The 21,344-nt window shown below is 46.8% G+C and carries 15 protein-coding genes; 13 read left to right on the top strand and 2 right to left on the bottom strand.

The features are described from left to right. Window positions 1-72: 72 nt before the first annotated feature. The 4 genes from DXB91_RS11040 to DXB91_RS11025 are packed head-to-tail and all read left to right on the top strand — an operon-like array spanning window position 73 to window position 6,697. Entirely contained in the window at window positions 73-2,580 is a 2,508-nt protein-coding gene (locus tag DXB91_RS11040) for a PAS domain-containing protein (RefSeq protein ID WP_118017974.1), read from the top strand. A 14-nt stretch (window positions 2,581-2,594) separates the two neighbouring features. Next, window positions 2,595-3,587 carry a rod shape-determining protein gene (locus tag DXB91_RS11035; RefSeq protein WP_015534302.1) on the top strand — a complete coding sequence of 331 codons (993 nt, stop codon included), beginning with the start codon at window positions 2,595-2,597 and terminating at the stop codon, window positions 3,585-3,587. A 39-nt stretch (window positions 3,588-3,626) separates the two neighbouring features. Further along, on the top strand, window positions 3,627-5,969 hold the full coding sequence (gene recD2 / locus DXB91_RS11030) for an SF1B family DNA helicase RecD2 (protein ID WP_055146199.1): 2,343 nt from the start codon (window positions 3,627-3,629) through the stop codon (window positions 5,967-5,969). After that, complete coding sequence (locus DXB91_RS11025; RefSeq protein WP_015534301.1) at window positions 5,966-6,697, top strand: ComF family protein; 732 nt, start codon at window positions 5,966-5,968, stop codon at window positions 6,695-6,697. Before recD2 ends, DXB91_RS11025 begins: the two co-directional genes overlap by 4 nt. On the opposite strand, the gene DXB91_RS11020 is transcribed toward DXB91_RS11025, so the two are convergent. Both DXB91_RS11020 and DXB91_RS11015 read right to left on the bottom strand, forming a co-directional pair. Then, window positions 6,694-7,353 (bottom strand): YesL family protein, encoded by a 660-nt coding sequence (locus DXB91_RS11020; RefSeq protein WP_022217511.1) that lies wholly within the window; start codon window positions 7,351-7,353, stop codon window positions 6,694-6,696. The genes DXB91_RS11025 and DXB91_RS11020 overlap by 4 nt on opposite strands. 41 nt (window positions 7,354-7,394) lie before the next feature. Continuing rightward, window positions 7,395-8,807 (bottom strand): AAA family ATPase, encoded by a 1,413-nt coding sequence (locus DXB91_RS11015; RefSeq protein ID WP_118017972.1) that lies wholly within the window; start codon window positions 8,805-8,807, stop codon window positions 7,395-7,397. 191 nt (window positions 8,808-8,998) lie between these two features. Here DXB91_RS11015 and hisA point away from each other — a divergent pair, with 191 nt between their 5' ends. The 9 genes from hisA to DXB91_RS10970 all read left to right on the top strand — a co-directional run bounded on the left by hisA (window position 8,999) and on the right by DXB91_RS10970 (window position 21,331). Continuing rightward, entirely contained in the window at window positions 8,999-9,775 is a 777-nt protein-coding gene (gene hisA, locus DXB91_RS11010) for a phosphoribosylformimino-5-aminoimidazole carboxamide ribotide isomerase (RefSeq protein WP_055146208.1), read from the top strand. Window position 9,776: 1 nt separating this feature from the next. Continuing rightward, window positions 9,777-12,050, top strand: a complete 2,274-nt coding sequence (locus tag DXB91_RS11005) for a glycoside hydrolase family 9 protein (protein ID WP_015534298.1) — start codon at window positions 9,777-9,779, stop codon at window positions 12,048-12,050. Window positions 12,051-12,180: 130 nt separating this feature from the next. Continuing rightward, a complete protein-coding gene (locus tag DXB91_RS11000) occupies window positions 12,181-15,183 on the top strand; it encodes a GtrA family protein (RefSeq protein ID WP_243003560.1) in 3,003 nt (1,000 codons plus the stop codon). A 232-nt stretch (window positions 15,184-15,415) separates the two neighbouring features. Continuing rightward, window positions 15,416-17,161 (top strand): ATP-binding protein, encoded by a 1,746-nt coding sequence (locus DXB91_RS10995; RefSeq protein WP_015534296.1) that lies wholly within the window; start codon window positions 15,416-15,418, stop codon window positions 17,159-17,161. 157 nt (window positions 17,162-17,318) lie between these two features. Continuing rightward, window positions 17,319-17,702, top strand: a complete 384-nt coding sequence (locus DXB91_RS10990; RefSeq protein WP_055271950.1) for a hypothetical protein — start codon at window positions 17,319-17,321, stop codon at window positions 17,700-17,702. Window positions 17,703-17,867: 165 nt separating this feature from the next. Next, on the top strand, window positions 17,868-18,383 hold the full coding sequence (locus tag DXB91_RS10985; protein ID WP_055222450.1) for an A24 family peptidase: 516 nt from the start codon (window positions 17,868-17,870) through the stop codon (window positions 18,381-18,383). 4 nt (window positions 18,384-18,387) lie between these two features. Then, entirely contained in the window at window positions 18,388-19,332 is a 945-nt protein-coding gene (locus DXB91_RS10980; protein ID WP_330410625.1) for a hypothetical protein, read from the top strand. Then, entirely contained in the window at window positions 19,329-20,585 is a 1,257-nt protein-coding gene (locus tag DXB91_RS10975) for a CpaF family protein (protein WP_117549734.1), read from the top strand. The genes DXB91_RS10980 and DXB91_RS10975 overlap by 4 nt, the downstream gene beginning before the upstream one ends. After that, window positions 20,579-21,331: a type II secretion system F family protein gene (locus DXB91_RS10970; protein WP_055271948.1), complete on the top strand. Its 753-nt coding sequence runs from the start codon at window positions 20,579-20,581 to the stop codon at window positions 21,329-21,331. Before DXB91_RS10975 ends, DXB91_RS10970 begins: the two co-directional genes overlap by 7 nt. Window positions 21,332-21,344 lie beyond the last annotated feature (13 nt).

The raw sequence follows: 21,344 nt of genomic DNA, 5'->3' as shown, positions 1-21,344 counted from the left end.
GTAAATAATATACGGGGTGTATAATAATGGGATAAAACTGCACTTGTGCAGTGGATATATGGAGAGATATTTATGGAGATAAACAGACTTAGTGGTTATTCAGATTTTCTGGGAATAGTTGAATATCCTGCGGTTGTGTTCTGCGAGGATGGTGAAGTCATCAGCATAAACAATGCCGCAGTTAAGATCGTGGGTTCGGATGTTGAATCCATTGCCATGGAGCCGGATAAGTTTATGGTCAGCGATGAGTTCTGGCCGACACTTGACGACAAGAAGGCTATCATATGGCACAGACTTGGACTTATAGTTAACGACAAGGACAGATATGTAGTCAGTGGATTTGTCAACCAGTTTGAATATGGTGACAAGAAGGCGTATATGGTATTGTTTGAGCTTCGATCAGACGTTACGATAGGAAGCGTGAGTCTTGAGAGGATCATAAACCATATAGGCGTTATAGCTCTGTATCTGTATAAGCCGGAGGGCGTATGGAGAACGAGATACGTATCTAAGAACATATCTGAGTATGGATATACAGATGGCAATTTCTACAGTGGGCTGGTGGGACTCAGCGACCTGCTCCCTAAGAGTGATTATGACCTTCTGATCGGACAGCTCTACAAGGTTCAGAATACCGGAGTGGATGATTTTGAGATGGAGACTAGGATCGTATCAGCTCACAGAGATATAAATAAGATGAGACTTAAGTGTCACATCGTGAGAACCACAGATGGCGACATGGATGGAATAGAGCTCCTGTTCATAAAGGACAAGGAGACCGGATACAATGAGGATCAGGCGGCGTATATATTATCTGCCATGTCTAAGATCAAGAGCTTTGTCATGGTACAGCAGTACGAGAATGGCAGACCGATCTTCAAGTATATAACCCCGAACGCCAAGCAGATGGGAATAAATGTGGATGCCATCAAGCTTGGTGACAGACTCATAGAGGATTATATCCATCCGAAGGACAGAAGCAGGGTTATGGCGAATGTCAGAAACGCCACGAAGCGCGAGGACAAGGACTACGAGGAAGAGTTCAGGATAGTCAACGACAGAGGCGAGGTTATCTGGGTGAAGTCCCAGAGCTCTGTGACACAGGCGGCTGATAACACATACACGGTTGAGTATTTTATATCTGATATTACGGACAAGAAGGCTCTTGAGAACAGTGTTGAGCGCGCTAAGAAGGAGTTCGATGACAAGCTCTCATACATTATGAAGACAAATACCCAGTCGGATGAGGAAAGGAATCAGATAGATATCGAGAAGTGGACTCTGATAACGAAGGCGTTCTCTGCACTCACAGGACTTTATACAACTATCATAGATCCTGTGGGCAAGAAGATGGTTGAGCCGGCCGGCCCTCAGAAGCATATGGGTTATTTCTATGATATGTTTGAGAAGCCTCAGTATAAGCAGATATATATGAAGCTCAATGAGGTAGTTCTCAGGAACAATGTTCCGGTTATGATGGAAATGGACGATGACATCACGGGAAGTATGATCTGTGGTGCACCGATCATGATAGATGGCAAGCATGTGGCAACATGGATATGCTGCTCATATGATGACGAGGATGCGAAGAAAATGGAGAGCGTATACAAGGTGCAGTGGCAGCTTGGACGCATTTTCTCCGAATACGCATTCAGCTCTCAGATCCTGGCAAAGGAGGCGATCCGTGCCAAGTCAGAGGAGGTCATAATGGAGAACAAGCTGCAGTGGCAGAAGATTCTGCTTGATGCCCTGAACACTTCAGATAAGAGCTCCCAGCAGGTTATCAATGACGTGATAGCACAGGTGGGCGAGGTCTTAAATGCTGACGTGGCAGCCCTGTATGTGAAGGACAAGCAGGGAGATCTGGATTGCCAGTATATCTGGTCCAAGAATCAGAGCATGTCTGCGGAGGAGTATGTGACAGAGTGGCAGCGCGCCAACATGAAGTTCAGATCATGGCAGAATGGTCAGGGCTCGGGCAAGCTGGTGGACAAGGGATACCTTGTGATAGATGCAAAGCATATGGATGAAGCAGCTAAGAAGATCATGTCAGGGGGGCCTGTTAAGAGCTTTACCGCAGTTCCTGTGTATGTTAATGGCAATTATGGAGCGGTATTTGTGCTGGCGAATACCTCTATCAACAAATTGTGGACCACAGAGGAGATTGAATTTGTAAAGCAGACAGGTGATGTACTCAGAAGTGCCCTTGAGAAGATAGAGAGCGATGACAGCGTTAAACGCATAAACAGTGTTCTCCTCGATACATATAACTATATTGATGAGGGTATATTTATTAGAGAAGTTGATACTGGAAGAGTGCTGTTCTCGAACAGGACTCTGAACGATATGCTTGGATATGATTTTACAGACAAGGACAGTAAGCTCCTTATAGAGAATCTCAGAGATAAGTACAAGCTCATGGGAGGTCCGGATCAGCATCTGGCTACGGACAGCAAGGAGGTCAACTGGAGAAGCTATATAAGAAGTCTCGACAAGATCATGGATTTGACTGAAGTTAGCATGAAATGGCTTGACGGCAGCAATGCATCTCTTGTAATATTAAGGGACGTGAACGAATAGAAGGGAGACTTGTGATGGCAAGCGCAGATATTGGTATAGATTTAGGTACAGCCAGTATACTGGTGTATGTGAAAGGCAAAGGAGTCGTACTCAAGGAGCCTTCAGTAGTTGCATACGACAGGGATACTAATAAGATAGTGGCTATTGGTGAAGAGGCGAGACTTATGCTTGGAAGAACTCCGGGTAATATAGTGGCCATCAGACCTCTCAGGCAGGGCGTAATCTCTGATTATACGATAACAGAGAAGATGCTCAAGTATTTCATACAGAAGGCTGTCGGAAGGAGTTATTTTGGAAGACGACCTAGGATCAGCGTATGTGTACCTTCTCAGGTTACAGAGGTTGAGAAGAAGGCAGTTGAGGATGCAACTTATGCGGCCGGTGCCAGGGATGTGTCCATAATTGAGGAGCCTGTGGCAGCAGCCATTGGCGCAGGAATAGATATATACAGACCATGTGGTAACATGATAGTTGATATAGGTGGTGGAACTGCCGATATAGCAGTCATCTCTCTCGGAGGTCCTGTTGTCAGCGCATCCATTAAGGTTGCCGGAGATGATTTTGATGAGGCAGTTGTCAGATTCATGAGAAAGAAGCATAACCTTCTCATAGGAGAGAGAACCGCCGAGGAGATCAAGATCAAGATAGGTACATGTTACAGAAGACCTGAGAATATAACGTTGGATATACGAGGCAGAAACCTTGTAACCGGTCTTCCGAAGACTGTTACGGTCACATCGGATGAGACGGAGGAGGCACTTCGTGAGCCTGCGTCCCAGATATGTGAAGCTGTTCATTCAGTTCTGGAGAGAACTCCTCCTGAGCTTGCTGCTGATATTGCAGATCGTGGTATAGTTCTGACCGGTGGTGGTGCGCTGCTCCACGGACTTGAGGAGCTGCTTGAGGAGAAGACAGGAATAACCACCATGACAGCGGAGGATCCACTCAGAGCGGTGGCCATTGGTACAGGAAAGTACATCGAGCTTCTCAGCGAGAAGAACAATTAAGACAGGAGCTGAGGACTCAGTCTTCAGAGGAGAGAAAACTTGGTAAGAGAAGGTTACGTAGAGAAAGTTATATATAAGAATGAAGACAATGGGTACGCCGTCTTCGCCGTTGAGGGCGAGGACGGCGAAGATATTTTTGTGGGGAATCTTCACGGCGTTGCAGAGGGGATCTATGTATCGGCGGAGGGGGATTATGTAGAGCATCCAACTTATGATTTGCAGTTCAAATTCACCTCATGTGAGATCAAGATGCCGGATGATGTGCTCAGTATTGAGAAGTACCTCGGTTCGGGCATCATAAAGGGTGTCGGAGAGGCTCTGGCAAAACGTATAGTGAAGAAGTTCCGCATGGACTCACTCAGGATAATCGAGGAAGAGCCGGAGCGCCTTGCGGAGATACGTGGAATATCAGAGAGGAAGGCCAGAGACATTGCTGTGTCATACAACGAGAAGAAAGAGATGCAGGATGCGCTCATGTTCCTGACCGGTCTCAATATCCCGGTGAACCTCGCTGTAAAGATCTACAATGAATACGGTGACGAAGTGTACGACATAGTGAGGACAAATCCCTATAAGATAGCAGAGGATATAACGGGCGTTGGATTCAGGACAGCGGACGAGATTGCGGACAGACTTGGTATCGGAAGAGATTCTGATTTCAGGGTAAGAGCCGCTATTATGTATGCCCTATCCGGTGCAAATGGACTTGGCCATATGTATATTCCCCAGAAGATGCTGGTAGACAAGACATATTCATTGCTGATGAATGAGTACATGCCATATGATCCGGAGCTTGAGATGTCTATATGCAATCAGATACTTGAGCTCAGCGTTGCCGGCAAGATAATCATAAAGGAGTTGAAGGACGATCCAGATTCAGGGGAGCTCCCAGATGTGAGCCTTGATGATCCGGTGGCTGACATAGACATGGATTTGCTGGATACGGAGTCAGAGTCAAACGTGACAAATGCCGTGTATGCAGCACCTAATTATTATATGGAGCTCAATTCGGCAAGACTTCTGTGTGAGCTCAACATAGATTTCTCAAAGGCAAAGCTCAAGATAGACAAGGTTGTTGAGACGGTAGAAAAGTCAGAGAATATGAAGCTGGCTGATGCCCAGAGACTTGCCATAAGAAATGCCGTGGATCACGGCGTTGCGGTCATAACCGGAGGCCCCGGAACCGGAAAGACAACGATCATAAATGTACTTATCAAGATATACGAGAGCTTCAGGATGAAGATAGTTCTCGCTGCGCCTACAGGACGTGCAGCCAAGAGGATAACAGAGGCCACAGGATACGGAGCACAGACCATACACAGAATGCTCGAGCTTACGGGCGGAGTGGAAGGAGAAGAGACTTCTGCGTATACATTTATGCGGAATGAGAGCAATCCACTTGAGGCCGATGTTATCATAATAGATGAGATGTCCATGGTTGACAGCAGCATTTTCTACAGTCTGCTCAAGGCTGTGGCTCCGGGCACAAGACTTGTGCTTGTGGGTGATTCGGATCAGCTTCCGTCAGTTGGCCCGGGAAATGTGCTCAAGGATATCATAGCGTCCGGTGTGTTCAGCGTGTCGGTGCTGGACAGGATATACAGACAGGGCGAGGACAGCGATATCATAGGCAATGCCCACAGGATAAAGGATGGAGAGCATGTGGAGATCAAGAACAAGAGCAGGGATTTCTTCTTTGTTCCAAGGAATGGCTACAATGAGATCGTGGCAGAGCTCAAGGTGCTTCTGACAAAGCAGCTTCCATCATATTTTGGTGTGGATAAATCGGATATACAGGTGCTGACACCTATGCGTAAGTATGATATGGGTGTTGAGAACCTCAACAAGCAGCTTCAGGATGTCCTCAATCCGGAGGGGCACGGAAAACCCGAGCATGACCGGGGCGATGTGGTGTTCAGACAGGGCGATAAGGTCATGCAGGTCAAGAACAATTACAAGCAGGAGTGGAAGATACTGGATCCGTCGGGCAGATTTGCCAAGGAGGAAGGAGTCGGAGTGTTCAACGGCGATATTGGATTTGTAAAGGCTGTTGACGACTACGAGCAGAGGATCGTGGTGGAATTTGACGATGGAAGACAGACTGAGTATCCATACAACCAGCTTGAGGAGCTTGAGCATGCATTTGCGATAACCATACATAAGTCGCAGGGAAGTGAGTATCCCGTGGTTGTGATCCCGCTTCTCAGATGCCCACCTAAGCTTTTGAACAGAAACCTGCTGTATACGGCGGTGACGAGAGCCAGAAGAAGCGTGGTCATAGTGGGCAATATAGGACTGGTAAATACGATGATAGACAATGAGGATGAACAGAAGAGATACACCTCATTTGCACTGAGACTCAGGGAGATGGAGAGAAGATGAAACGATGCGCAGATAAGTTCGGGTTCGGACGACTGCTCACGGATCTCCTGTATCCCCGCCGGTGTGCGATATGTGACGAGGTGCTTCCGATGGGAGAAGGGCTGATATGCAGAGGGCATAACAGCCTTCCCTATGTGAAGACTCCGTCATGTATGGTGTGCGGCAAGGAGGTCGACAGTGAAGAGCGGGAGCTCTGTCTGGACTGTGAAAAACATTCAAGAAATTTCGAAAGAGGTTTCCCCGTATTTAATTACGTGGAACCCGTCAAAGCCAGTGTTCTGGCGATAAAATACCATAACAAAAAAGAATATTGTGATTTCTACGGAGCTCAGATGGCGGAGAAGGTGCGCCCGTATGTCAGAAGGTATGGAATAGATGCGGTCACCTGTGTACCTTTGCACAGGAGAAAGCAGAGACAGCGCGGCTACAATCAGGCGGCTGTACTGGCGAAGGTTGTCGCTGATGAACTGGGGCTTCCATTCTGTGAGGATATGCTGGTGAGAAGAAAGTACACCACACCGCAGAAGAAATTGGACAACCTGGAGAGGGCAAACAACATAAAGACATCCATGGACATAGGCAGAGTGTACCCGGAGTACAGAAATATCCTGCTTGTGGATGACATATATACAACCGGTGTCACCATAGACGTGTGCGCCGGCCTTCTGAAGAAAGCCGGCGCACGCCATGTATATTATTCATCTGTATGTGTTGGCAAGGGGTGTTAGTCCTCGTCTGTATCGTCAACTATATGGAAGTCCTCGTCGCTCTTCTCTTCCTCCTCCGGCATGTACTCGTTGAAGATGTGTACAAATACCAGTGAGCACAGATAAGCGTGAAGTCCTGCGACACATATGAGCATAAGACCGAGCACGGTGGAGCTGAAATAGCATCCCGCTGCGATCGCTGCCGTTATCGCAACCATGAGAAGTGTCCATGGAAGATTCTTGATGGACATGAGGAATGCGTTCTTGATGGTCGCTTTGACTGTGTTCTCAAACTGCGCCTGAAGTGGGAATACATACAGGACAGTGAACAGGTAGATAAGTGACATGATGGTGAATATGACCAGCATACTCTTGATGTTCCTGCTCACGGCGAACCACATGTCAAATGCACACAGGACACCGGCAAGCAGAGCCAGAACGCCTATTCCTGTAGCCTGTTTGAAATTCTCCCTGAAGCTCTTGAAGAACAGCTTGACCACGCCGCCCTGACCGTTTCTGATGCATTTCATGGTGGTGTAGTAGAGTGCTGTGGTCGATGCACCTATCGTGAGGATTGGCAAGGAAGTCAGCAGCCACAGAAAATGCAATATTACTATATCGCACACTATGGTTAGAAAATTCATGATAGGATTATCTGTCGATAATGATCTGTTCAAAATAAAATACCTCTCTTTCTTTATCCAAAAAAATTACAAGCCTAAGCCATCAGATCTTCCTTTGTAAGGGTCTCAAGTGTGGCTACGTCAATGTTGTCCATGGAAACTATTCTGGTGGCCTGCCTGGATATGGCGGATTCCATAAAGTTACGGACTTCACGGGCGTTGGCAAATGTATCGTCGTGATGTGCGGCTTTGTCGTGCCAGTATTCTGAGGCGTATGCGCGGGCATCATCGTCCAGCTTGTATTCCTGCTTGGAACACATGCTCTCGAAGATGGACATAAGCTCGTCCCCGGTGTAATCCTCAAATGTGATGAATTTGTTGAATCTGGAACGAAGTCCCGGGTTGGAGCTCAGGAACCGTTCCATGAGATCCGGGTAGCCGGCAACTATGACTATGAGATCATCTCTGTGATCCTCCATAGCTTTGAGCAGCGTGTCCACTGCCTCCTGGCCGAAATCATTCTCACCTTTGCCTGCGGTGAGAGTATAAGCCTCATCTATAAATAAGATCCCGCCGAGGGCTGATTCTATGACCTCGGTTGTCTTGACGGCTGTCTGACCAATATATCCCACAACAAGTCCGCCTCTGTCGACCTCGACAAGCTGTCCTCTTGACAGTATGCCCAGACCCTTATATATATTTGCAAGAAGTCTTGCCACCGTGGTCTTTCCTGTTCCCGGATTGCCGGAGAATACAAGGTGGAGAGATACGGACGGTTGTTTCATGCCGTTTTCCTCGCGGAGCTTCTTGATCTTCAGAAGGTTTACGAGGTTGGTGATGTCCTTCTTCACGCTCTCGAGACCGGTCATGGAATTCAGTTCCTCGAGAAGAGTGTCCACATCCTTGACGGGTTCAGCCCTTTCGGAAGCTGTCGACTTAGCCGGAGTCTGTGAGACTGGGGAAGCACTCTTTGGGAGTGCGTTGTACTTGTCGAGCAGTGGGCTTGGATCTATGGCGTACAGGTTCATGGACTTGAGATATTTGTCGAGCATGAGGCAGTAGCCTGTGAGCCTTGCTATCTCGTTGTCGTCAGTCATGTTGTTGCAGGCGATGAATTCCTGACCCATGAGCTTGAACATTCTGACGTAATCTCTGGAACGGTATACTGATCTGGGATTTACCTTTGCCCGGGCCAGATCGCCCTGTACAAAATATGTAAGGGATCTAGGTTGTGTCACGGCAAAATCCCCGGTTGTTCTCTCATATTTGAATGTGCGGAATTTGTCTGTTGTAAAGTGCTGGTTCAGGTATTCGCGGACAAATTTTATCTCCAGGGTAAGTTCTGCCTGGTCGGAGCTGGACAGATATGCAAGAAACTGAAGCAGGTCAAACTGAAGCATCTCTCTTGTCTTGAGTCCTGTCTTCTGGCGCGCACCGTAGCCGTCGTTGTCCAGCGAATCGGCATAGGAATAGCAGTTGTCCAGTTCGGCTTTTAGTGAGTAATTCATAAGTTGTTCCCCATCCTTTCCATAAAGCACATAATTGTATCTATTGTAAAGCCTTTGGCCCATGTAATCAAATAAAGTTTTGCCTGGTTAATCCATTTATTGTGTCATATTTGTATTTTGTATGATAAAATAGCAGTTATATGAGCAAAATTTACACCAAAAGGTGACAAAAGCGACAGGAGACAGACGATATGAGATTCAGACCATGCATAGACATACACAATGGACAGGTAAAGCAGATAGTTGGAGGCAGTCTCTGTGATGAGGGTGACAGAGCAGATGAAAACTTTGTATCACAGAAGGACGGAGACTTCTTTGCTGAACTGTACAAAAGCTATGGACTTAAGGGTGGTCATATCATACTTCTCAATCCTGCGTCCAGCGAATACTATGACGCCGATGTAAGACAGGCACAGCTCGCTCTGGCTGCATATCCGGGAGGACTGCAGATAGGCGGGGGAATAAATGCTGACAATGCACAGCGGTTCATAGATATGGGTGCGTCACATGTCATAGCCACATCATTTGTGTTCAGGGATGGAGAGATCAACTACGACAACCTGAAGGCACTTGAGAAGGCTGTGGGCAGAGAACATCTGGTGCTGGATCTGTCCTGCCGGAAGAGGGACGGAGAGTATTATATTGTCACTGACAGATGGCAGAAATTTACAAATGTAAAGGTGGAGGAGGCAACGCTTGACCGGCTCTCAGAATACTGCGACGAGTATCTCGTTCATGCGGTGGATGTGGAGGGCAAGGCGTCAGGCATAGAGACCCATGTTGCGGACATGCTTGGAAGATGGGGAAAGCTGCCGATGACATATGCCGGAGGTGTGGCATCATTTGACGATCTGGAACAGCTCAGAAGTCTCGGAAGGAACAGGATAGACGTGACCATAGGGAGTGCACTGGATATCTTTGGGGGACATATGGCGTTTCAGGAGATTATAAGGTTTATGGAGGGTTAACATGGCAAAGATGAAGAAGGTACTGGCCATTGCGATGGCTGCGGCTATGGGTATGTCCATGCTGGCTGGCTGCGGAGGTCAGGGCAAGGACGATGTGACAGAGGCGACAAGCCAGGCGGAGACCAGCGAGGCTGCGACCTCGGAGGAGAAGACAGAGGAGGCTGCTTCGGAGGAGGCTGAACAGGAGAAGACAGAGGTCAAGGCAGGGGATGTCCTGATAGACCTGAACTTTGATGACAATGACACGGACGAGTGCCATACATATTCAAATGGCGGACAGGCCGTACTCGGAGCAGAGAACGGAGAACTGTGTCTGGATATAACCGGAACAGGAAGCCTGGATTATGCGAACCAGATATACTATGACGGATTTGAGCTCAACCAGGACTGTGTGTATGAGCTGTCATTTGACGTGCACAGCACCATTGAGAGAGGAATTCAGTACAGACTTCAGATAAATGGCGGTGATTACCACGCTTATGTGATGGATGACATAACGATAGGCACTGAGACACAGCACATATCCAACCAGTTCACCATGAGCGAGGCATCGGATCCGGCACCTAGAATGTGTATGAATCTGGGACATTTCGAGGGCGTTGGTGATGACAGCGTGCCTCACAAGGTATACTTTGACAATATCAAGCTCACTGTAGTTGACGCCTCAAGCGCACAGAGCGTTGAGGGTATTCCTGATCCAAAGCTGGTTGGCATCAACCAGATGGGTTACGGCAAGGATGCGAAGAAGCTTGCCACAGTGACTGACAGAGACGCCAAGAGCTACGAGGTAAAGAGCGTCGCTGATGACAAGGTAGTCAGCAAGGGTGACGTATCTGGCTGGGATTACGATCCTGCTGTGGGCGACAAATGTGCGGTTATAGATTTCTCTGATGTCAAGGATCAGGGTACATACAAGATAGTTCTCGACACCGGAGCAGAATCATACGAGTTCCCTGTTGGGGATGGCGTGTATGACGATATATACAAGGCGTCAGTGCTCATGTTCTATGACCAGAGATGTGGAACAGAGCTTGATTCAGCCATAGCCGGTGATTTTGCACACGCTGCATGTCACACGGGAACTGCCATAGTGTACGGCTCAGATGTTGCAAAGGATGTGACCGGCGGATGGCATGATGCCGGAGACTACGGAAGATATGTTGTTCCGGGCGCAAAGGCGGTACAGGATCTGCTCCTTACATATGAGGATTCAGAGTATGCGGCAAAGGACGACGCTATCGGAATACCTGAGAGCGGCAACGGTGTTCCTGACGTTCTGGATGAGGTCAGATACGAGCTTGACTGGATGCTCAAGATGCAGGATGAGACCAGCGGCGGAGTTTATCACAAGGTTACCGGAGAGGTGTTCCCTGAGATGGTGGCTGCTGTTGAGGAGACTGCTCAGATGATACTCTCACCTATATCCAACACAGCAACAGGCGATTTTGCGGCTGTTATGGCAAAGGCTTCAGTTGTATACAGAAAGTACGATGCAGCATTTGCAGATTCATGTCTTGCTGCAGCTCAGAAGGCATGGAAGTATCTTGAGCAGCATCAGGGAGATGCAGGCTTTAAGAACGTTGGAAGCATAGTTACAGGTGAGTATCCTGACAGCAATGACAGCGATGAGTACCTGTGGGCAGCAGCGGAGCTGTATATCGCAACAGGTGATGAGAGCTACAATGATTATGTGAAGACAGCCATCGAGGGAAGCGTTAAGTACGGCCTTGGATGGGCGGATGTCGGATATTATGGAATATATGACTACTGTGTAAATGTAAAGGACTGCGCAGCAGAGAAGGAGATACTTAAGAAGGGTGCTGACAAGCTTGTAGATAACTATGCCGGCAGCGGCTTCGGTTCAACAACAGGCGGCTCTTATGTATGGGGAAGCAACATGGTCGTTGCGGATAACGGAATCCTTCTGCTCATGGCATCAAAGGTTCTGGGCGACGATTCATATGTGGACTATGCGGCAGACCAGCTCAACTATATACTTGGAAGAAATGCAGTCAGCTACTGTTATGTGACAGGATATGGTTCACAGACTCCTGAGAATCCACACCACAGACCTTCAGAGGCACTGGGCAAGGCAATGCCTGGAATGCTTGTGGGCGGTGCCGATGGAAACCTTGAGGATCCATATGCGAAGGCTGTTCTTGCAAAGATTCCAAAGGAGAGATGCTATGTCGACAACGCACAGAGTTATTCATGTAATGAGGTAACGATCTACTGGAATTCACCTCTTGTATATCTTCTTGCGAACTTCAAGTAGCAAATATTTAAGAATATGTAACTATAATTAGTACATCATATTTGATATAACTATTGAATATCATGTAAGGAATCGGTATGGAAATATGAATGAATATGTAGACAAAATAAAAAAGCTTATGGAGAAAGAGATGGTCAGATATGTTATAGCCGGAGGAATGACCACGGCTGTGAATCTTGTATCATTCTTTGTGTTGAGACTTGTGACGGATCTGTCGCGAAGTGCGGCGAATATCATAGCGATAATGCTTGCCATATTATTTGCTTACTTTGCAAATGGATTTTACGTGTTCAGGTCGGAGCAGAGGAAGAGCGTAGGCCGGATCATAAGGGAGTTCATATCATTTGTGGGCATGCGTCTGTTTGCCATGGTGGTGGAGGTCGTTGGAACCAACCTGCTGTGCGACTCCTTCAGATACAATGAGTTTATATCAAAGATAATAATTCAGGTAGTTGTACTTGTAATAAACTATATATTCAGCAAATGCTTCGTATTTAAGAAGGATAAAAAGCCTGTAAAGGATATATTTGCTGACAACTATATCATGATAATCGCTTTTATCATCCCGGCGATATTTATGTTCGTGCTGTGGGTGGTGGCGGAGATAGGACCATTTGGCGGACACAGCCTTACCATGGTGGACAGTCTTCACCAGTATCTGCCATTCTTCTCTGATTATCATGACAAACTGGTGAACGAGGGAAGCCTGTTCTATACGTGGGACATAGGCATGGGAAGCAATCTGCTTGACATAATCGCCTACTATATGGCTTGCCCTCTGAACTTTATAATCGTGCTGTTCAGCAGGGAGCATCTGTACATAGCGATGTGCCTGCTCATAAGTATCAAGATAGCTCTGTCCGGTATGACCATGGCGAGCTATCTTGGATACAAGTGCAGGAACAAGAACAACCTGCTCATCATTCCATTTGCTGTGGCATATGCACTCAGCAACTATGTCATAGGATATTCATGGAATCTCATGTGGATGGACTGTATACTGATACTTCCGCTTATCATGCAGGGCTTCGAGCAGATGATGGAGGACGGCAGCAACTACAGACTGTACACACTCAGTCTGTTCTATGGACTTCTGTGTAACTACTATATATGTTTCATGATATGTGTATTCCTGGTTCTCCAGTTTATACTCACCAATCACAAGAACATATACAAGGGCGCAGAGGACACTTTGAGATTTGCGGGAACATCTGTCATGGCTGCGGCTATGTCTGCGTTTCTGCTGATCCCGGCTTATATCGGGATTAACACCACGGCGTCTGCCACCAGACATTTCCCTAAATGGGAGTGGTACGGAAGCATATGGGATATGATAAAGCAGATGTTTGTCTTGACTGAGCCGATAAAGAGCCAGCAGTTTGACGGCGGTGTGAACCTGTACTGCGGTACATTTGCCATACTGCTGATAGGAATATATATTTTCAATACAAAGATCAAATGGTACGAGAAGCTTAAGAATGTGATACTGATCGTATTTCTCATGATGAGCTTCAACAATACGCTGCTCAACTATATATGGCACGGCTTCCATGATCAGTACGGAATCCCGAACAGATTTTCATTCCTGTTCATCTTCATTCTGCTGAGCATGGGATACGAGGCCATTGCAAATACAGACAAGAAGCAGATACCGGGAATAGCCCTGGGAATCATCGTGGCGTTCGGTTTACTGGTTTATGCAGACAAGAATATTGATATGGACAGGACGGTAATTATCCTCACATGGGTGCTGTTTGCTGTGTACTCGGCGGGAATCCTGGTGCTGGGACTTGTCCGCGGCAAAGGCAGATTCGCAGTGGCAGCTATACTTTCAGTGTTGTGTCTGACTGAGATCGTGTTCAGCGCGGCAAAGGGATACGAGAGCAACGGAACGGTGAACATACCGGATTACTATGGCGATGCTGCTAGTGTGCAGGCCGCTATAGATTCTGTTAAGACAGGCCATTTTCCGTATAGAACGGAGCTCAACAACACCAAGGTGGTGGATGAATCTACCTATTACAATATGCAGGGAGTCAGCCTGTTTGGTTCGACGGTTTCAAATGACCTTGTGAATGCCATGCACGGACTTGGTTTCTACACAGGTGCCAATGAGTTCCTGTTTGACGGAGCAAATCCGGTGTCAAGTTCGGTTCTGGGCATAAGATATTTGTTCAGGAGACAGGATGAGCATATGTCCTACGATATGGACTATGTGGATACAGTGGATGGCGTTGATGTATACCAGAACAGCCGGGCGCTCAAGCTGGGCTTCATGGTGAATAACGAGCTGAAAGACTGGACTTCTGACGCATCGAATATGTTTGACAGTATAAATAATTTCGTGGAAAAGTCGACTGGGGTGGCTGGTACGTTCAGCCAGATATATCCGGAGATAACTGGCTCTTCAAATGACATCACGATAACACATGACAATCCGTACAGTGAATACTTTGGACTTTCCGATATCACACCGGGTATCGTGAGCTTTGGACTCAGCTTTGACATAACAGAGGAACAGAATGATCTGTACATCATAGCGAACTGCAATGGAATCACCAAGATAAGGATATATGTGAACGGTGAGGAGCAGAATTACGAGAGACTTCAGTACCAGACATACCATGTGGGACATCTGATAAAGGGAACCAACGTGGAGGTCGAGTATTATTTCTCTGCGGGTGTACCTGACAATACATCTGCAAGACTTACGATAGCCACTCTCAACGGTGCTGCATTTGACCAGGCGTATGAGGGATGGGCTGACAATCAGTTAAATATCAACAAATTTGAGGATGGATATGTGAAGGGACATATATCAGTCGATGAGGCTGGCCTGATGTTCACATCCATACCATATGATTCGGGCTGGACTGCCTATGTTGATGGCAGAAAGACCGATATACAGACTGTTGCGGGAGCATTTATCGCACTGGATCTTGAGAAGGGAGACCATGTGATAGAGTTCAAGTATTTCCCTAGAGGACTCAAGAGCGGCCTGATATTCACATTTGCCGGCTGGCTTGTGTTTGCACTGCTTATGAATGCGAAGACCATCAAGGAGAAGCGCGGTAGCAAAAAGGGGAAGCCAGAGGATGAGGATCGGACAGATGATGAAGCAGCGATAGAGTAATGCAGATCTGTTGATAGATAAAATATGCATAATAACGAGGTAGAATGGCTGGGAGACCATAAAAAGTAGTCCAATATGTACAAAATAACAGAGAAAATTTGTACATTATTCAGCATAAAAAACTATATGAGCGTTGACCTTAATAATTATTTATAATATAATGTATCCATGTGGATATGCATAGGAGTGTCTATGTGGCAAACGCAATATTTATAGAAACAGAGGTGCATTAATGGACAAAATTAAGGAAATTGGGATTAAGCCGCTTGCACTGGCCATGGCTGTTCTGGCTTTGCTGGCGGGAGTGCTGGGAGTCGCCGGTATAGGTGTGGGAGCTATTATATGTGGCGTCCTGGCAGCGGTCGTTGCTGTTCTGGTATTACTGGTATTCGGAGATGGCAACATGGGATCAGCAGGAAAGTCTGATAAGTATAAGAAGCTTTTCATGAACCTTCCTATAGGATTTGCACAGGCGAGGATCGTTAATGATCCTGTCAACGGAACAAACTACGAGATAGTAGACGCCAATGAGATATTTGGGGAGTATTTCAAGCTCGATGTGTCTGACTACAAGGACAAGATACTGAAGGAGAGCAAGATAGAGGTACTTCAGGATATCAATGCATGGTTCACAGCTTATAACAACTCCGGCACCAAAGAGGGAGATCTGATGGATGTTGAGATCACCATGGAGTCACTTCAGAAGGTGTTCAACACGGTTATGTATAAGTCTGAGGCTGATTACATCAACATGGTAGTCATAGATGTGACCAAGCAGAAGGAGACTGAGGAGAAGCTCAGCAAGGCCATCGTGGATGCGAATGCAGCATACAAGACACAGGCCGAGTTCCTTGCAAACATGAGCCACGAGATAAGAACGCCTATAAACGGTATTCTCGGTATGCTCCAGCTCACACTTATGGCTGAGGATCTTCAGGCTGATTACAGAGATAACCTTATCACAGCTAAGAACTGTGCAGACACACTGCTCAGACTTATCAATGATATTCTTGATATAAGCAAGCTTGAGGCTGGTAAGTACAAGATCAAGGAAGAGACATTTGACATCAGGACTGCCATTGAGGACACAGTTGCTGCACAGGTTCCGATCGCAACCAACAAGGGACTGCAGCTCGACTGTTCATTTGGAAGCAATATTCCAAAGCTTGTCCGCGGTGATGGACAGAGAATCCAGCAGGTTCTCAACTGCCTGCTTTCAAATGCTATCAAGTTTACATCCGAGGGAAGCGTAAGAGTCAAGATAGCATCCATGGATGATGGAGACAACAAGATTAAGATCAGAATGGCAGTTGCAGATACCGGTATAGGTATCTCAGAGGCTAACATGAGCAAGCTGTTCATAAGATTCAGCCAGGTAGATGCATCAGATACAAGAAAGTACGGTGGTTCAGGTCTGGGACTTGTCATCACCAAGCAGATCGTTGAGCTGATGGGTGGTAACATCACAGTTCAGAGTAAGGAAGATATAGGTTCAACATTTATTGTTGAGATACCTCTCAAGGTCATCAAGGCTGCGGATGCGGCAGATGAGTTTCTCAAGGAGAAGGAGGAGCCAGCGGTATTCTCCATCAATGCACACAGCAAGGCAAGGATACTTGTTGCAGAGGATGAGCCGGTCAACCAGCAGGTTATCGGTAAGCTTCTCGGTATGGCAGGATTCTCATACGATATAGCTGAGAATGGCCAGAAGGCTGTTGAACTGTTCAAGACCAAGATATATGATGCGGCACTGTTTGACGTACAGATGCCAGTTATGGACGGTATAGCAGCTACACAGGAGATCAGGGAGATAGAGCGCAAGGAGAAGAGAAAGAGACTTCCGATCATTGCGGTTACGGCGAGAGCCATGTTCGGTGACAAGGAGAGGATCCTTGAGAACCAGCTTGATGATTATATCGCAAAGCCTTATAATCTCAATGATGTGGTTGATACACTGAATAAGTACATAGACGACTGATGTGAAAGGCCATAAGTATACATGACATAGTGAGAAACAAAGTCAAATAAAAAATCGGGGATTATGGAATCAACACCCATATTCCCGGTTTTTTTAGTTTTACATGGATATATTAAGGCAGATAAAGAAAGATCTATATTACATGGAGGTATATGATATGTCAGATTTTTTCCAGGATGTGTTCAACAAGACCAAGAAGTTTGCAAATAATGCGGTGGATGAGACGAAGGACGCAGCGCAGAAGGCAAAGCTCAACAACAAGATATCAAATGAGGTGCAGATGATCGACAGGAACATGGTCGAGATCGGCAAGTATTTCTACGAGCAGAACAAGGAGAATCCACCTCAGGAGCTGCTCCAGTATTTCAACAATGTAAAGGTTCTTCAGGACAGTATAGCCATAAGCAGGAGCGAGATACAGAACATTGATAATGCCATGGCGGCAAGGAAGCAGGCTGATATGAATCCTAATCAGAGTCCTAACCAGAACTATAACCGGAACCCAAATAACAATCAGAACATGGGAAATGGACAATTTTAGTAAAAAAAATTATATATACATGCTGTAAAATCAGAAGCCCGTTCGTAACAGGACGGGCTTTTTGTATATTGAAATTGGGCAATATACAGCCTGTATATAGCCGCAATTTATAAAATTTTCTTTATGAAATCCCCCCTTTACAAAGGCTGAGAGAGGGTGTAAGGTGTGCTTACAACTCAGAGAGAAGGGAGGACAGAGATCATATATTATGTAATACCATTGATCGCAACTGTGAGCATGGCGGTGGTATCGGACTTCAGAGACTGGAGGATTCCGAACAGGCTTATCGCAGTTGGCATGATACAGGGATTCCTGATGTCGGCAGTTGTCAGAGGACCGTGTGATGGACTTCTGAGCAGTGTGGCAGGCTGTGTTATTCCTGTGGTGATCTTGTTTGTATTATTTCATAAAAAAGCCTTGGGGGCAGGTGATATCAAGCTGCTGGCGACGGCTGGCACATTTGTAGGAACCGATGTGATCCGGGTGATTGTTTACTCCTTTTTGGCCGGAGGAGTTATATCTTTATTTTTTCTTTTAAAAGAAGTTTTAATGTCAGTTACGAATCGTAAAGAAATTTCAACAAAACAATTTTATAGGAATCTGATGAAGTCTAGGGTACATTTCTCTGCTGCCATAATGGGCGGAGTCATGTATTACGTGTGCACTATAGAGTGGAGGTGACAAAATTCAGCAGTACAAGATTGGAATACTGGATGGTGACAGGGCTTACATGATAAGTCTTATGAACCATATCAATTCGGACAGGGACAATCCGCTGTTTGCGCTTGCATTTTCATCGGAGGGAGAACTGTATGGGTATCTTGAGACTAAGACTCTGGATGTTCTGCTGATGGATGAGAATATTCCTCTGGATGAGAGCAAAGTGCCGGTGGCCTGCCGGATGATATTTATGACGAGGGATAGAGTCGATGGATCAGAAGAGATCAGCCATAACAGGATATTCAAATATTCCAGGGTACGGAACATTTCTTCAGAGATCCTCAGATATATGAATATAGACGATACGGACCGCAGAAGAAAGCTGTTCAGGTCGTATGCAGTTATATCACCCATAGGGAGGTGTGGTAAGACAAACCTTGCGGTCAGCCTGTGCATGAATGATGAGGTGCGGGGCGGCCTGTATGTGGGCATGGAGGAGTACAGTGCATTTCACGACCATGAGGATGTTCTGGCGAATGTGATATATCTGGTGAAACAGAGGTCACCGGATCTGACCGGATATATGGAGCAAAATATCGTGGAGCTTGAGGAATACAGCGTGCTTGGATATCTGGGATCGTACATAGATGCACTGGAGCTGGACACGGAGGATATGGTGTGGCTCATCGACGAGTTCCGCAGATGGGGCAGATATACAACGGTTGTGTTTGATATGGGACAGGCGGTTCTCAAGGATCTGGCGATACTTGGGGCATTTGACGAGATAATGGTTCCGGAGCTTAAGGATGAATTGTCCCAGGACAAGCTTGGGATGTTCGAGAGGGTTCTGGAGAGAAGGGAGCTCGGCAAGATTGCTCGGAGGCTGCACAGGTTGAACGTGCCGCTGGCGGTTCCGGGAAGTGCGGAGATGCTGAGATTTATAGAAAGTGAAATAGGAAGCAGAAGATGAAACAGGATGACAGACAGTTGATACGAAGTAAGGTCATGCAGAGTATAGATATGTCGGGTGACATAGGAGATGAGCAGGTCAGCGATATGATCGACAGGTGTATTCTCGAATCTGAGTCCGGGAATGTGCTGAGTGTGAGGGATAAGCTTGCGCTGAAGAAGGAACTGTTCAACAGTCTGAGGAGGCTTGATATATTGTCAGAGCTTCTCGACGATGAAGAGGTGACTGAGATAATGATAAATGGCTACAGCAATATATTTGTCGAGCGGGCAGGAAGGATGTACAGGTATGACAAGGCATTTGAGAGCGAGGAACGGCTCAAGACCATAATCCAGGGCATCGTAGCGGAGTGCAACAGGATAGTAAATGAGGCATCGCCGATAGTGGATGCAAGGCTTAAGGATGGTTCGAGAGTGAATGTGGTGCTGCCGCCGGTGAGCCTGAGCGGCAGCGTGATGACCATAAGAAAGTTTCCGAAGGACAAGATGACCATGGACAAGCTGGTGGAGATCGGATCAGTCACCATGGAGGTTGCCGATTTCCTGAAGAATCTGGTCGTGGCGGGCTACAACATAATCATCTCGGGAGGAACCGGCGCGGGCAAGACGACATTTCTGAATGCCCTGTCAGGGTATATACCGGCGGATGAGAGAATTGTCACGATAGAGGATTCGGCGGAGCTTCAGCTTGCGGGCATCGACAATCTGGTGAGCCTTGAGGCGAGAAGTGCAAATGTCGAGGGCGAAAATGCGGTGAGCATAAGGGATCTTATCAAGACGAGCCTCAGAATGAGACCTTCACGGATAATAGTGGGTGAGGTCAGGGATGCGGCGGCGATAGATATGCTTACTGCCATGAACACAGGACACGATGGAAGCCTGTCAACAGGACATGCAAACTCTGCCCGGGACATGCTGACGAGGCTTGAGACCATGGTTCTGATGGGTGCGGATATGCCTGTTCTGGCGATAAGGCAGCAGATAGCGTCGGCGGTGGACATAGTTGTCCAGCTTGGAAGACTGAGGGACAGATCCCGAAGATGTATAGAGATAAGCGAGGTCACAGGACTGGAAGGAGGTGAATTTGTCATGAATAAATTGTATGAATTTCATGAGAGCAATATGGGAAAGGACAGGGGGCGAGTGGAAGGAATGCTTAGAAAGATAAATGATCTTCACAACACATCAAAGCTCGTGGCGGCTGGATTTATAAGCGTTAATGAGAGCAGTGATTCAAGGAGGGATGTGTGCTGAGACAGGGTATAGATTATGATTCTTATAAACTAAGTGTCAGGGAAATCGTAACCGGTATCGCTGTGTATTCAGTCATAGCGGTGATGGTGTCGGTGCTCTTCTTTGACAGTCTTATACCGTGCCTGGTGTTCACGCCGGGGATTCTGGTATTTCTCAGGAAAATTGCCGATGGTAAATGCCGGCAGAGAAAGAATAAACTTAATAATGAATTTAAGGAAATGCTGCTGTCCCTGTCCGCAAATATGGCGGCGGGATATTCATTGGAAAAAGCGTTTGTTCCAGCTTGTCACGAGCTGGACGGAATGTATCAGGGGAAATCTTATATCAGACAGGAAATGCTGCTCATAATAAACGGCCTTGAGATGAGCTCTGATGTTGAAAGTCTTTTGAGGGATATGGCGGACAGGTCAGGACTTCAGGATGTGAAGGAATTTGCTCATGTGGTCGCAGTTGCAAAGGGCTCCGGGGGAAATCTCATCAGGATGATGAAGAAGATGGTTGAAAATATTGACAGGCGTCTGGAAGTGGAGGAAGAGATAGACACGATGATAACGTCAAAACGGCTGGAGCAGAATATCATGTCTGCCATGCCATTTGTCATCATTCTGTATCTGAGGGTGTGTAATCCTGGATATATGGATGCGCTGTATGGCAATGCTCTGGGGATAGCTGCCATGAGTGCGTGTCTGGTGATCACGGCGGCGACGGTGATATGGGGCAGAAAGATCACAGATATACATATGTGAAAGGATGATGGAT

The organism is Coprococcus sp. OM06-34AC (genome assembly GCF_003462545.1).
Lineage (GTDB): Bacteria > Bacillota > Clostridia > Lachnospirales > Lachnospiraceae > Coprococcus > Coprococcus aceti.
The sequence above is the reverse complement of the archived record's forward strand: the minus strand, read 5'-3'. Positions and strand labels throughout refer to the sequence as shown.

Coding starts and splice junctions, on each gene's coding strand:
- DXB91_RS11000 (WP_243003560.1), top strand. CDS start 12,181: ATGGTCAGATATGTTATAGCCGGAGGAATGACCACGGCTGTGAATCTT.
- DXB91_RS11025 (WP_015534301.1), top strand. CDS start 5,966: ATGAAACGATGCGCAGATAAGTTCGGGTTCGGACGACTGCTCACGGAT.
- DXB91_RS11035 (WP_015534302.1), top strand. CDS start 2,595: ATGGCAAGCGCAGATATTGGTATAGATTTAGGTACAGCCAGTATACTG.
- DXB91_RS11040 (WP_118017974.1), top strand. CDS start 73: ATGGAGATAAACAGACTTAGTGGTTATTCAGATTTTCTGGGAATAGTT.
- DXB91_RS10995 (WP_015534296.1), top strand. CDS start 15,416: ATGGACAAAATTAAGGAAATTGGGATTAAGCCGCTTGCACTGGCCATG.
- hisA (WP_055146208.1), top strand. CDS start 8,999: ATGAGATTCAGACCATGCATAGACATACACAATGGACAGGTAAAGCAG.
- DXB91_RS10990 (WP_055271950.1), top strand. CDS start 17,319: ATGTCAGATTTTTTCCAGGATGTGTTCAACAAGACCAAGAAGTTTGCA.
- DXB91_RS11005 (WP_015534298.1), top strand. CDS start 9,777: ATGGCAAAGATGAAGAAGGTACTGGCCATTGCGATGGCTGCGGCTATG.
- DXB91_RS11015 (WP_118017972.1), bottom strand. CDS start 8,807: ATGAATTACTCACTAAAAGCCGAACTGGACAACTGCTATTCCTATGCC.
- DXB91_RS10975 (WP_117549734.1), top strand. CDS start 19,329: ATGAAACAGGATGACAGACAGTTGATACGAAGTAAGGTCATGCAGAGT.